Genomic DNA, 13648 nt, shown 5'->3' on the forward strand with positions numbered 1-13648 from the left:
TTCGTCGTCCGGCTTTTACCTCTCTCCTCATCTCCAGGCTTTCTATATATCCCCGCTCTAATTGTGTGTTTTTTACATAAACACGAAATGTCAGACAATTCCGTGACTTAAGAAAATTCATACAAATCAGCAATATACCACTTAAGGAGTATATAAAGGTGAATTTGATTTACATCAATAAGCGGGGTAGCTGAATCGTTAAGGTAGGCGGTAATAAAAAAGAAATCGAGGCAAAAATGAGCAAAGTCAGACTCGCAATTATCGGTAACGGTATGGTCGGCCATCGCTTTATCGAAGATCTTCTTGATAAATCTGATGCGGCTAACTTTGATATTACCGTTTTCTGTGAAGAACCGCGTATCGCTTATGACCGCGTACACCTCTCGTCTTACTTCTCTCACCACACCGCCGAAGAGCTGTCGCTGGTGCGCGAAGGCTTTTACGAGAAACACGGCATTAAAGTTCTGGTCGGCGAACGCGCAATCACCATCAACCGTCAGGAGAAAGTGATCCACTCCAGCGCCGGACGTACCGTTTACTATGACAAATTGATCATGGCAACCGGATCGTATCCGTGGATCCCGCCAATCAAAGGTTCTGATACCCAGGACTGCTTTGTCTATCGCACTATTGAAGACCTCAACGCGATTGAATCCTGCGCCCGTCGCAGCAAGCGCGGTGCGGTTGTCGGCGGCGGCCTGTTAGGTCTGGAAGCCGCTGGCGCGCTGAAAAACTTAGGTATCGAAACCCACGTTATCGAATTTGCCCCTATGCTGATGGCTGAACAGCTTGATCAGATGGGCGGTGAGCAGCTACGTCGCAAAATCGAAAGCATGGGTGTCCATGTGCACACCAGCAAAAACACCCTTGAGATTGTGCAGGAAGGCGTCGAAGCGCGTAAAACTATGCGCTTTGCCGATGGTAGCGAGCTGGAAGTTGACTTTATCGTCTTCTCTACTGGTATCCGTCCACGCGATAAACTGGCCACCCAATGTGGTCTGGATGTTGCGCCGCGCGGGGGGATTGTCATAAACGACGCCTGCCAGACTTCCGATCCCGATATCTACGCTATCGGCGAATGCGCAAGCTGGAACAACCGCGTGTATGGCCTGGTTGCGCCGGGTTACAAAATGGCGCAGGTGGCTGTTGACCATATTCTTGGTAACGAAAACGCCTTTGAAGGTGCCGATCTCAGCGCCAAACTGAAACTGCTGGGCGTAGATGTTGGCGGTATTGGCGACGCACATGGTCGTACTCCGGGCGCTCGTAGCTACGTTTACCTCGACGAAAGCAAAGAGATCTACAAACGCCTGATTGTCAGCGAAGACAACAAGACGCTGCTCGGTGCGGTACTGGTGGGCGATACCAGCGACTACGGTAACCTGCTGCAACTGGTGCTGAACGCTATCGAACTGCCGGAAAACCCGGATTCCCTGATCCTGCCAGCGCACTCTGGCAGCGGTAAACCGTCCATCGGTGTTGATAAACTGCCGGACAGCGCACAAATCTGCTCCTGCTTCGACGTCACCAAAGGCGACCTGATTGCGGCTATCAACAAAGGCTGCCATACCGTTGCGGCGCTGAAAGCAGAAACCAAAGCCGGTACCGGCTGTGGTGGTTGTATTCCACTGGTTACTCAGGTGCTGAATGCTGAACTGGCGAAACAGGGTATCGAAGTTAACAACAATCTGTGCGAACACTTTGCGTACTCGCGTCAGGAGCTGTTCCATTTGATCCGCGTTGAAGGCATCAAAACCTTTGAAGAACTGCTGGCGAAACACGGCAAAGGTTACGGTTGTGAAGTTTGTAAACCGACCGTCGGTTCGCTGCTGGCCTCCTGCTGGAATGAATACATTCTGAAGCCGGAACATACTCCGCTGCAGGATTCTAACGACAACTTCCTCGCTAATATCCAGAAAGACGGCACCTACTCGGTGATCCCGCGTTCTCCGGGCGGTGAAATCACCCCGGAAGGATTGATGGCAGTGGGTCGTATCGCGCGTGAATTTAATCTCTACACCAAGATTACCGGTTCTCAGCGTCTCGCCATGTTCGGCGCACAGAAAGATGATCTGCCGGAAATCTGGCGTCAGCTGATTGAAGCGGGTTTCGAAACTGGTCATGCCTATGCGAAAGCGCTGCGTATGGCGAAAACCTGCGTGGGCAGCACCTGGTGTCGTTACGGTGTTGGCGACAGCGTGGGCCTCGGCGTGGAACTGGAAAATCGTTATAAAGGCATTCGTGCGCCGCACAAAATCAAGTTCGGTGTTTCTGGCTGTACTCGTGAATGTTCTGAAGCCCAGGGCAAAGACGTGGGTATCATCGCCACTGAAAAAGGCTGGAATCTGTACGTTTGCGGTAACGGCGGGATGAAACCACGTCATGCAGATCTGTTAGCGGCGGATATCGACCGTGAAACACTGCTCAAATATCTCGACCGTTTCATGATGTTCTACATTCGTACTGCCGACAAACTGACCCGTACCGCACCGTGGTTAGAAAGTCTGGAAGGCGGCATCGACTACCTGAAATCAGTAATCATTGACGACAAACTGGGACTGAATGCACATCTGGAAGAAGAGATGGCGCGCCTGCGTGAAGCGGTAGTTTGTGAGTGGACTGAAACGGTCAATACCCCGTCCGCACAGACTCGCTTCAAACACTTCATCAACAGTGATAAGCGTGACCCGAACGTGCAGATGGTGCCAGAGCGCGAACAGCACCGTCCGGCAACGCCGTATGAACGTATCCCGGTAACTCTGGTGGAGGACAACGCATGAGCCAGTGGAAAGACATCTGCAAAATCGATGACATCCTGCCTGAAACCGGCGTCTGCGCACTGTTAGGCGACGAGCAGGTAGCGATTTTCCGCCCATATCACAGCGACCAGGTGTTTGCGATCAGCAACATCGATCCGTTCTTCGAATCCAGCGTGCTGTCACGCGGGCTGATTGCGGAACACCAGGGCGAGCTGTGGGTGGCCAGTCCGCTGAAAAAACAGCGTTTTCGCTTAAGCGACGGCTTGTGCATGGAGGACGAACAGTTTTCCGTCAAGCATTACGAAGCACGAGTGAAAGACGGCGTAGTGCAGCTACGTGGTTAATGTTTTAACGGGAGGCGCAATGCCTCCCCTTTTTGCATGATCCTGCAAAGTGATAACCAACAATGCAGGATCTTATTTAGCTTTATTTTGTTTTATTTTTTGTTTTTTTTATTATTTAAGGATAATCAAATGTTTACAGACACTATTAATAAGTGTGCGGCTAATGCTGCGCGCATTGCACGCCTGTCGGCAAATAACCCGCTCGGCTTTTGGGTCAGCTCCGCTATGGCGGGCGCGTATGTGGGTCTTGGGATCATCCTGATTTTCACGCTCGGCAATTTGCTCGATCCATCTGTTCGCCCTCTGGTGATGGGCGCGACCTTTGGTATCGCTTTAACGCTGGTGATTATCGCCGGTTCTGAACTGTTCACCGGGCATACCATGTTCCTCACCTTTGGGGTGAAAGCAGGCACCATCAGTCACGGGCAAATGTGGGCAATCCTGCCGCAAACCTGGCTGGGTAACCTGGTCGGTTCTGTCTTTGTTGCCATGCTCTATAGCTGGGGCGGCGGCAGCCTTCTGCCGGTAGATACCAGCATCGTTCATTCCGTCGCATTGGCTAAAACCACCGCCCCCGCAATGGTGCTGTTCTTCAAAGGCGCATTGTGTAACTGGTTGGTTTGTCTGGCAATCTGGATGGCGTTACGTACTGAAGGCGCTGCGAAGTTTATCGCTATCTGGTGGTGTCTGCTGGCGTTTATCGCTTCTGGTTACGAGCACTCAGTTGCCAATATGACGCTGTTCGCCCTCTCCTGGTTCGGCAACCACAGTGAAGCCTATAGCCTGGCAGGCATTGGTCATAACTTGCTGTGGGTGACGCTGGGTAATACTTTATCTGGCGCCGTATTCATGGGATTGGGTTATTGGTATGCTACGCCGAAGGCTAATCGTCCGGTTGCGGACAAATTTAATCAAACTGAAACGGCTGCCGGTTAATCACTAAGGGGTTTTTACGTGGATCATTTGCCTATCTTTTGCCAATTACGCGATCGCGACTGTCTGATTGTCGGCGGTGGTGATGTCGCGGAACGCAAAGCAAGGTTGCTGTTGGACGCGGGCGCTCGCCTAACAGTAAATGCATTAGCATTTATTCCGCAGTTTACCGCATGGGCAGATGCAGGCATGTTAACCCTCGTCGAAGGGCCATTTGATGAAAGCCTTCTCGACACCTGCTGGCTGGCGATTGCAGCTACCGATGATGACGCGCTCAACCAGCGCGTCAGCGAGGCCGCTGAATCTCGTCGTATCTTCTGTAACGTGGTCGATGCGCCGAAAGCCGCCAGCTTCATTATGCCGTCGATTATCGACCGCTCGCCATTGATGGTGGCGGTCTCCTCTGGCGGCACCTCCCCGGTACTGGCGCGACTGTTACGTGAAAAGCTGGAATCCCTCCTGCCGCTGCATCTGGGCCAGGTAGCGAAATATGCCGGACAGTTACGCCGTCGGGTGAAACAACAGTTCGCCACCATGGGGGAACGACGCCGTTTCTGGGAAAAACTGTTCGTCAATGACCGTCTGGCACAGTCGCTGGCGAACAACGACCAGAAAGCCATCGCCGAAACCACCGAACAGTTACTCAACGAGCCGCTCGATCATCGCGGTGAAGTGGTGCTGGTTGGCGCAGGTCCTGGCGATGCCGGGCTGCTGACGCTGAAAGGTCTGCAACAAATTCAGCAGGCCGATGTAGTGGTCTACGACCGCCTGGTTTCTGACGATATTATGAATCTGGTACGGCGCGACGCGGATCGTGTTTTCGTCGGCAAGCGCGCGGGATACCACTGCGTACCGCAGGAAGAGATTAACCAGATCCTGTTGCGGGAAGCGCAAAAAGGTAAACGCGTGGTGCGTCTGAAAGGCGGCGATCCGTTTATTTTCGGACGCGGCGGCGAGGAGCTGGAAACACTGTGCAACGCAAACATTCCGTTCTCAGTGGTTCCGGGCATTACCGCCGCTTCCGGTTGCTCTGCTTATTCAGGTATTCCGCTAACGCATCGCGATTATGCCCAGAGCGTACGTTTGATCACCGGGCACTTAAAAACCGGTGGCGAGCTGGACTGGGAAAATCTGGCGGCCGAAAAACAGACGCTGGTGTTCTACATGGGGTTGAGTCAGGCCGCGACCATTCAGCAAAAACTCATTGAACATGGAATGCCCGGCGAAATGCCGGTGGCGATTGTCGAAAACGGCACAGCGGTAACACAACGCGTGATTGACGGTACGCTCATGCAATTAGCTGAACTTGCGCAACAAATGAATAGCCCATCGCTGATTATTATTGGGCGGGTTGTTGGTCTGCGCGAAAAGTTAAACTGGTTTTCCAACCATTAATCTATACAAATTCAATCAAGGCCAGATCTTTCTGGCCTTTTTTATTTACAACATTTTTATATTCAACAGAAGAAAGGTTTTTATTTAACATACGTCATTTGTTTTTTACCTGTTATATTTCTCGTTACAGTGAATTACAAAATCAGGCTGAATATTATTATTCCCTCACTGACGCATAATAGATATTCCTGTATCGTTTTCAGTGAGCGGTCTGCTTATATTCATATTATCGATGGATATTAATATATAATACATAGGGAATGTATATGAACAAATTTATTAAGGTAACACTGGTAGGTGCGGTACTGGCGACGTTAACAGCATGTACTGGTCATATTGAAAACCGTGATAAGACCTGCTCTTATGACTACTTGCTGCACCCGGCAATTTCTATTTCTAAAATCATTGGTGGCTGTGGTCCAACTGCAAAATAAACCTCTGACAGAAATAGATTAATACCGATTTAATTACCCAACGCCCTCAGGATTTTCTGAGGGCGTATTTTTCTTTTTGCCGAAACTACCATTCACATCAATTAAACACTGGCAATACTCTCGCGCAATATCCGCAGCACTGTCTCCTCACCGCTACGGTTCGGGTTAATGCGAATCGCATAATGTTCTGATTGCGGATTCGCCTGACGAAACGTTCCAGAAAGACGGTAAAACAGCGGCGGAATTTCGTATTTTGACTCCGCACCAACAGGATATGGCAACGCACCACGTTTCTGCGCTTCTTCCAGAACTCTGGCGGCAATCGGCTGATGAAACTCCACAATCAACACTTTCGATTGCGCATTGGCAATAACTGCACTTTTAACGTCCGACAACGCGCCACCATTAAGTAAAGCCAGTAATCGTTCAGAAACTCCCGCCTGCACCGCATGCATCACTGGAGCAAACACCAGGCCACGCAACACATCTAACGCCTGTGCGCCCTGGATCTGACAGCCACCAGAGTAGAGCGTGGCGCGAACCCTGCTAATAACATCAAAATCGCCTACCACCGCGCCAACACCCTCTGGCCCAAACAGCTTGAAGCAGGAGAATGTTGAGATATTCGCCCCGCATTCACAGCCGATTCGCGTCACCTTCATCACTGCATAATTGTCATCGGTTAGCACTGAAACACCCGCTGAACGCAATGTTGCCAGTACCTCTGCCAGTACATAGCTGTCCTGCGGTTGCTGACGTGTATGCTGTACCAACGCGGCATCAGGTTGTTGCTCTTCGACAACCTGTTTAAGCACTGACAGCTCATTGAAATCGGCAGTAATAAGCGTCAGCCCCATCTGCTCAATGATGACCCGTGTCGTCGGATAAACAGGCGCGTTATGTACCAGAAGACGCTGTCCCGGCTTGAGCAAAGCCGCCAGCGCGGCACGAATCGCCCCTGTGCCGGCACCTTGTACCAGCGCTGCCGCTTGCGCATGAAACGCATCAGCCAACACCTGCTCTACACGTTGAGTAATACGTGGTTGATTCAGCCCCGGCATTAATCCTAAATCACCATTGGTCAGAAACTCGGCGCCCGGAAAGTGACGGCAAATCGAGTCCACCAGCGCAAACTGCTTTTGCTGTGCCTCGGCGAACGTCAGGCTTTGTAGAGGAAACGTCTCCATATGCGCCTCCTTATGCCGGAACAAACAAACCGAGCCAGTAAAGAATATTCAGGATAATCCCCGTAAGCATGACCGATACCACCGAAGCCGCCATTTTCTGTACCGGGCGTCCCAGCGATTCATTGAGGAAATAAATCGCCACGGCAATAGAGAATCCGGTATAACCCGCCATTTTAATCGCCGCGAAAATAGAGCCGACTAACAGCGCCACTTCCATTAGCATATTCATAGCATTACGGATGTTATCCGACGCATTACGCACCGACGGATAGCGTCCCAGCCATTTGCCGATCGAACGCAGTAACAGCACTTCCGCACTAATGACCAGCGCGCCCAACGGGGCGGCGATCCACGGATTCGGCGCCAGATAACCGACAGCATAAACAAAGGTAAAACCAGCTACGGCATATACACCTGTGGCCAGCGCAGTGGTAGCAATTAACGGAACAAACCCCAGACCACGCATAAATTCAGCTAACGCAGCCTGATGGATAAGCGTCTGTGACTCTTCAGGCGTCACCCCAGCGGAATACGCTTTCTCGAGGGTAAAGATGGTCACTTCGCTTCCGGCAAAAATCTTCATACTCGCTACGGCGGCAATTAGCGCCCCTACGATAGCGATATAGGGCAAGTTTTTAATTATCCGTGACGTTCGCTCTTCAAAAACAGAAAGCCCGCTGGCATCCATACCATTCTCGCCGCGATGACGAATATCATGGGTAATGGCGATTGCCAGCAGCATGATCATCCCAACAAAGATCTCAATCGATTCGGCATTAATATGCGGAAAATAACGCACCACTAACACCCGCGCCATTAACACCACAACCAGAGCTAACAGGCTGTGTTTCCAACCAAACTGGTAAAAAATTGCGACCAACGGAAAGAGCGCAAACGCAGAAACCACTGGCGAACTCAATTCCCCTAAACTGCCCAACATATTTACCGGAAGAGACGTCAGTAGCTGATTAACGGGTAGCAGACAGGTCAGAATCAACACGCCCCACATCGCGCCAAGACCAAACGCCAGCACACTGTTGATCGCCAGCACACCAAGAATATCGGTAGGTAAAAACAGCAGCCAGCAGTTAAGCAATCCCGTTTTAAGGGTAAAGGAGATCCCCACCGAAGCCACAAAACCAATACTCAAACCAAAAGCGATACTCCCCGCCTCGCGACGGTTCATATAACCTTCAATCAATTGCGGCAGGATCGGGCGAATACCATCATGGAATACAGCCGCCGAGCGATGTGCCAGAAGCGATGTCATACCCGTCAGGCACGCCACCACGATAATCTGAATATACAGATCCATAATCGCGCCTTTTATTTCAGATGGTTAATCAGCATCGGAATCGCGTGTTCGACATGCTCGACGGAAAGGCCAAACGCCACTTTTCCTTCGGCGATCATTTTGGCGATATGTTCCTCTTTCGCTTTAATTCCCGGCTTAGCGATGGTGCAACTTTTGTTATAACCAATCACCGCGATGGCAATCGACAATGCCGCGCCCGCGCCGGTATTACACGCACCTATGTAGTAATCCAGTTGCCCGGATTTCACTTTCATCGCAGCTTCCATGTCGTTGTGAATAAAAACTTCAAAACAGCCAGGAGCCGTCGCTTCAATGGTTTTTTTAATCTGCTCACGCTGTAAGCCTGCAACGCCAATCTTTTTCATGAGTCTGTCCTTATTGGAAAAATTGAGAGGGATTTTCACGTAACATCACATCCACATCGGCCTGACTGAATCCTGACTGGCGCAATTGTGGAATAAAGGTGGTCAATAAAAAGTCATAGCCATAACCACCGTTGGCTTTTAAATGGGAGCGGCGGGTGATATCCATCGACAGCATGACGCGGTTAAGCAACCCGCGGTCACGTAGCGCATGAAGCATCGCAATGCGCTTCTCATCCGGGTAGTAACTGTTTTTGCCAATGGTGTCGAACTGCACATACGCGCCGAGATCGATCATCTTCAAAATGTTGTCGAGGTTGTCTTTCAGGTCACAGTGCCCGACGGTAACGCGTGAAAGGTCAACTCCCTGGGCTTGCAATAGCGCCAGTTGCTCCAGCCCCATGGTGCTAAAAGAGGTATGCGTGGAGATCGGGCGTCCGGTCTGGTTATGCGCCAGCGCGGCGGCAATGAACACTTTCTCTTCCAGCGGCGTGATCTTGCCTTCGCTGGAGCCTATCTCTGCGATGATCCCGGCTTTCAGTTCCGTGCCATCAATACCCTGTTCAATTTCATCGACCATCTCTTGCGCCAGTTCCTGCGCGCTGCGGGTCGCCACATGTTCAGGAAAAAACGCGTCCTGGTAATAACCGGTACAGGCCACCACATTGATCCCTGTCTCGCGCATCACATCGAGCATAAATTGCGCATTGCGGCCCATGTAGCGGTTGGTCATCTCAATCACATTACGCACGCCATGCGCCATCAGGCCGTTCATCTCCTGACAGATGAACGCATACTGATCAAGGCAGCAGTCCAGATTATTTTTAAAGCCAGAGAGATCGATATGCAGATGCTCGTGGGCCAGGGTATAGCCCGTTGGATCGATATTCATAAGGTGTCTCTCTGGAAGCGAAAAGAAGATAAAAAAGAGCTGCCGTTTTGTGGCGGCGACGCACGGAAAAATTCACATACCGTGGCGCCTACATCAGAAAGCGTGGTACGAACACCGAGTTGTGTGGCAACCAACTCGTGCTGATAAACCAGCACCGGCACCACCTCGCGGGTATGGTGGCTGTGACCGATAGTCGGGTCGTTACCGTGATCGGCCATGACGATCAGGCAATCATCTGGCTGCATTGCAGCTATCAGGCGGGCAAGATTACGGTCAACAATCTGTAGACGCTCGGCATAACGAGCAACGTCTTCCGCGTGCCCGGCGAGGTCGGTCTCCTGGATATTGGTGCAAATAAACGCCGTCGGATGCGTGTTAAACTCGTCGAGAGTGATGTCCATAATCCGCTGGCTATCCACCAGGTTTTGCCAGCTCACGCCATGAGGGTTGCTGACGATATCCGCCACCTTACCCACCAGCACGGTTGGCACGCCCACTTCATACAGTTTTTGCGGCACCTGCGCTTTTTCATCAACACCGTAGCCCATATGCACGACCTGGAAGCCGTTGTCATAAGCGCCAGAACGCGGCGCATTGATGCCAATAAAACGCCCTTCTTTGCTTTCTGCTGCATCGAGAATGCGCTGGCTGTCGGTTAACAAGCCGCCAAATGTAATGACCCGACCGACCTGTACCTGCTCACGCACGATACGACCAATTTTGATTGCATCGTCAAAAGAGATCACAGAGAGATTGGCGGTGATGTTATAGACCTGCCCCAAATCTGCCTCAAGGTTATCGCCAATCGCCACCGCCTGGTTTACCCACAGGAACTGCAACTCATCGCCACGGCGTTCTACCTGCCAGCCCGCCGTCATTAACGCCCGTTCAACACGGTCAATGACGTCACTAAAAGGCATTCGCAACGGCGGCACGGGGCGCGTACCTAAAATTTCCTGATGCCCCATAAAAGTATCGCCACCTTCATGTTGCAGCTCTGCCACGCCCCAGACAGCGAAATCCGATGACTGCATATCACCCGGTGCATACCCCAGTGCATTGATTAACCCAAGCTTCTCCAGCGTCGACAGTTGTAAATGCGGTAACTCGCTAAGAATGTGCCCGCAAGTATTGGCCCCGGCATCTTGCGGGCGCACCAGCGTGACATCTTTCATTGCGCCTACGCCGAAGCTATCGATCACTAACACCACGAATCGCGCCATTACGCCTCCAGAAGGTTGCCAAGACTATCGTAACGACCAACGATTTCTGCCGTGCCGTGTTGAATACCAGACACCAGCACCACATCGCTGCGGGTAACAAAAATCTGCGTGCGAAAACAGAGCACCACCGCACTACTTACCGGATGCTCGCCTGCCAGCGGGAGGGTATAGTCAATACTGCCGTCATCCACGGCTTTGAGGTATGTTTCAGTAATCCTTTGATTTTCTGGCGTAAACACCAGCGCATGTTGCGCATGACCACGACGGTAATAACCGCCGCCGTAGCAGTAGCTGTCGCCATGGAAGTGGTGGGAAATTTCGCTCAACCAAAGTATCGCGACACGTTCAGGCTGGTCGCCCAGCTGATTTGCCGGAATCGTCCCCGTCAGCGCGTGACCGGGTTCGGCATGAGTCACACCGTATCCCGCCAGCAATGGCAGCGAAGTACAGCTGGTCGCTGAAGGCGCGTTCAGTTGTTCAAGCGCAATACCTGCTTTCGCCAGTTGCTCCCGTGCCTGTACCAGCGTGTGCAGATTCGGCGTGGGTAAAACTTTCCCGCGGGTTTCATCCCAAAGCAGGCAAGGAAAATGGGTAAGTCCCGCTAAATGTAGTCCGGGAAGTTTTTGGATTTCAGCAACCACCTCGTGCAGCGAATGCTGTACAAAACCGCTCTCCTGCCCCGGATAAAGAAAATCATCGTCACTATAAACTTTGAGCAGTACCGACTGCACTCGTCCGGCTTTCACCGCCGCCGCCGAAACTTCCCGTGCTTTGTCGAGAGTAAACACGGTGATGACGTCGGTACCCTGTTCAACAGCGTCAGAAACCTGATGACAAGGGATTTGTACCAGATGTCCCTGATGCGCTACCGGCAAACCGGCACGGCGCATGACCCTCGCCTCTTTGTAATCCACCGCCACAATGCCGCTGTAGCCCAGTGCCAGCAGTTTTTCCGCCAGCCACGGGTTACGACCAAACTGCTTGGTCATCAGATACAGTTCAATACCGTAAAGCCGTGCCGTCTCAATCAGTCGCTTGCCGTTTTCCAGTACCTGATCCACGTCGATCACCCAACTGTCCGGGGCAATCTTGCCCTGTTGCCACAAACTTAGTGCGGCGCAAATCAGTGCCGGGTTCTGGCGTTTCAATGCTTCTACAAACATCTTGTTGCCTCGTTTCTGTTCCTTGAATTAAATATTCATTTTTTTGAATATTTAAGATGTGCGACGTGGATTTGCCGGGAGCTTCAAACCTCTTCGTTAGCAGCCATCCATAATCCATAAAGGTTGGCCAGCAAATAGCCTTCTTCACACGGGTTAACTTCCAGTGCGAATTCCCTCAACAACACCTGATGCAATTGTAAAATGGCTGACCAGTGGCTGGATTGCGCCAGCTCTGTCAGCAATTCATCATCCAGCGGCTCTATTTCTTCACCACGACGACTGCGCATCAGCGCACTCGCCATATGTGTCATCGCCATCGTCCCCTGCTCACTGCGCACCGGCAGATGGCATTCAATTTCCAGTATCTTCACGACCTGCATCATACCTTTGCAGATGTCCTTATCTATTACCCCTGCACCGCAAAGCAGGTTTAGCCTGGTTTCCATGTCAGATGCCTTTCATTTAATAACTGGGTTCCTGTTCCCCACTTACCACACGCTGTTGATGGGTAAGCAGGGCATGTTTATCAACAACCGCATGCAGCAATTGTTGCATCGGGTAATCATCGGCACGCGTCAAAATTACCGCTTCAGTGGCCTGCAAAAACCGTGGGTCATCCGTCAGCGGCATCGCTTCTAATCCCAGCATTGCCAGTTCGCTTTCCGCCACCACGTTCCAGATCACCGCATCGACATCGCCTTTAACAATGCGCTGTAAACTCTCGTGATAAGAAAGATCGACCCGTTCCACATCGCTACTGCCAAAAAAGACATCGGTCATGATTTTCTGATCCGCCGAACGGTTATCCAGCCCCACGCGTTTCACAGCGGAGGATTCTCCTTTGCGGAAAATCAACTGGTGCTCGCCAACGTAGGTATGCGGTCCTAACTCCAGAGCGAGGCATAAGCCTTTTTGCGTGAGATAACTTTCCGCCGCCAGGCGAGAAACCACCGCCATGTCATAGACACCGTTAAGCAAGCACTCCACGCGAATATCTGCGCCGCGCATATGCGCATAGTAAAAAGGAATGCCATCAAACTGGGCTTTCAGCCCGCTCGCTAAACCTTCGTACAAGCGGGTATAGGGCAAGGGCATGGCACATACCACATTGTTGATATCTACATGACTCAGCAGCGCTTTGTTATCCATCTCAACCAGATAACTGCCATTGCGCCCACGACGTTCAATACGTATCGCACCGCCAGATTCCAGCGTTTTCAACGCGGCCTGCGTCAGACCAACCGATGAACGGCATTCAGTTGCCAGTTCATCTATTGTTTTCAGCCGATTACCGCACTTCTCACCTAACAAATAACGGGCCAGCGTCGTGATGACGACGCCTTCTTTTTTGATAAACGTTCGACGCATAGTAAATTTTCAATAAAATGAATATTTGTATCCTCATTAAAATGAAGATAATGAGCAACCGCAAGATGTGGAAACGACGAGGCACTTCACATTTTTTCGGATTATTGCAAATAAGGGCATAAAAAAACCGGGTTTCCCCGGTTTCTGAGTGATGACAAAAGCAAAATTACCTGATGCGCTACGCTTATCAAGTCTACATTTCCTTGCAATATGTTGAATTTGCATTACTTTGTAGACTGGATTAAGGCGTTCATGCCGCATCCGGCATGAACA

13 protein-coding genes are annotated in these 13648 nt (G+C 51.3%); 5 read left to right on the forward strand and 8 right to left on the reverse strand.

Annotation, left to right across the window (positions count from 1 at the left end; genetic code table 11):
- The first annotated feature begins 236 nt into the window (after positions 1–236).
- The 5 genes from nirB (at position 237) to PS053_RS12245 (ending at position 5865) form a co-directional block, all read left to right on the forward strand.
- Positions 237–2780: an NADPH-nitrite reductase large subunit gene (gene nirB / locus PS053_RS12225; RefSeq protein ID WP_000049231.1), complete on the forward strand. Its 2544-nt coding sequence runs from the start codon at positions 237–239 to the stop codon at positions 2778–2780.
- The gene (gene nirD, locus PS053_RS12230; RefSeq protein ID WP_000084764.1) at positions 2777–3103 is read left to right on the forward strand and encodes a nitrite reductase small subunit NirD; all 327 of its coding nucleotides are present in this window, start codon (positions 2777–2779) and stop codon (positions 3101–3103) included. The genes nirB and nirD overlap by 4 nt, the downstream gene beginning before the upstream one ends.
- A gap of 129 nt (positions 3104–3232) precedes the next feature.
- Entirely contained in the window at positions 3233–4039 is an 807-nt protein-coding gene (gene nirC / locus PS053_RS12235; RefSeq protein WP_000493565.1) for a nitrite transporter NirC, read from the forward strand.
- 18 nt (positions 4040–4057) lie between these two features.
- Positions 4058–5431, forward strand: coding sequence for a siroheme synthase CysG (cysG, locus tag PS053_RS12240; RefSeq protein ID WP_000349879.1), 1374 nt, complete (start codon positions 4058–4060; stop codon positions 5429–5431).
- Positions 5432–5697: 266 nt separating this feature from the next.
- On the forward strand, positions 5698–5865 hold the full coding sequence (locus tag PS053_RS12245; RefSeq protein ID WP_001031839.1) for a YhfL family protein: 168 nt from the start codon (positions 5698–5700) through the stop codon (positions 5863–5865).
- Positions 5866–5966: 101 nt separating this feature from the next.
- On the opposite strand, the gene PS053_RS12250 is transcribed toward PS053_RS12245, so the two are convergent.
- The 8 genes from PS053_RS12250 to yhfZ form a co-directional block, all read right to left on the reverse strand.
- Positions 5967–7052: an aminotransferase class I/II-fold pyridoxal phosphate-dependent enzyme gene (locus PS053_RS12250; RefSeq protein WP_256879174.1), complete on the reverse strand. Its 1086-nt coding sequence runs from the start codon at positions 7050–7052 to the stop codon at positions 5967–5969.
- Positions 7053–7062: 10 nt separating this feature from the next.
- Positions 7063–8367 (reverse strand): YhfT family protein, encoded by a 1305-nt coding sequence (locus tag PS053_RS12255; protein ID WP_000366884.1) that lies wholly within the window; start codon positions 8365–8367, stop codon positions 7063–7065.
- A gap of 11 nt (positions 8368–8378) precedes the next feature.
- On the reverse strand, positions 8379–8732 hold the full coding sequence (locus tag PS053_RS12260; RefSeq protein ID WP_025238205.1) for a DUF2620 domain-containing protein: 354 nt from the start codon (positions 8730–8732) through the stop codon (positions 8379–8381).
- Positions 8733–8742: 10 nt separating this feature from the next.
- Positions 8743–9621: a phosphotriesterase-related protein gene (locus PS053_RS12265; protein ID WP_001017968.1), complete on the reverse strand. Its 879-nt coding sequence runs from the start codon at positions 9619–9621 to the stop codon at positions 8743–8745.
- The gene (locus PS053_RS12270; RefSeq protein WP_256879175.1) at positions 9618–10844 is read right to left on the reverse strand and encodes a phosphopentomutase; all 1227 of its coding nucleotides are present in this window, start codon (positions 10842–10844) and stop codon (positions 9618–9620) included. Before PS053_RS12270 ends, PS053_RS12265 begins: the two co-directional genes overlap by 4 nt.
- Positions 10844–12007 (reverse strand): YhfX family PLP-dependent enzyme, encoded by a 1164-nt coding sequence (locus PS053_RS12275; protein WP_256879176.1) that lies wholly within the window; start codon positions 12005–12007, stop codon positions 10844–10846. Before PS053_RS12275 ends, PS053_RS12270 begins: the two co-directional genes overlap by 1 nt.
- An 83-nt stretch (positions 12008–12090) precedes the next feature.
- On the reverse strand, positions 12091–12453 hold the full coding sequence (locus PS053_RS12280) for a hypothetical protein (RefSeq protein ID WP_000450047.1): 363 nt from the start codon (positions 12451–12453) through the stop codon (positions 12091–12093).
- A gap of 16 nt (positions 12454–12469) precedes the next feature.
- The gene (gene yhfZ, locus PS053_RS12285) at positions 12470–13375 is read right to left on the reverse strand and encodes a GntR family transcriptional regulator YhfZ (protein WP_137648634.1); all 906 of its coding nucleotides are present in this window, start codon (positions 13373–13375) and stop codon (positions 12470–12472) included.
- Between the last annotated feature and the right edge of the window lie 273 nt (positions 13376–13648).

Source organism: Escherichia albertii, from assembly GCF_028622335.1.
In the GTDB taxonomy this organism is placed as follows: Bacteria; Pseudomonadota; Gammaproteobacteria; order Enterobacterales; family Enterobacteriaceae; genus Escherichia; species Escherichia albertii.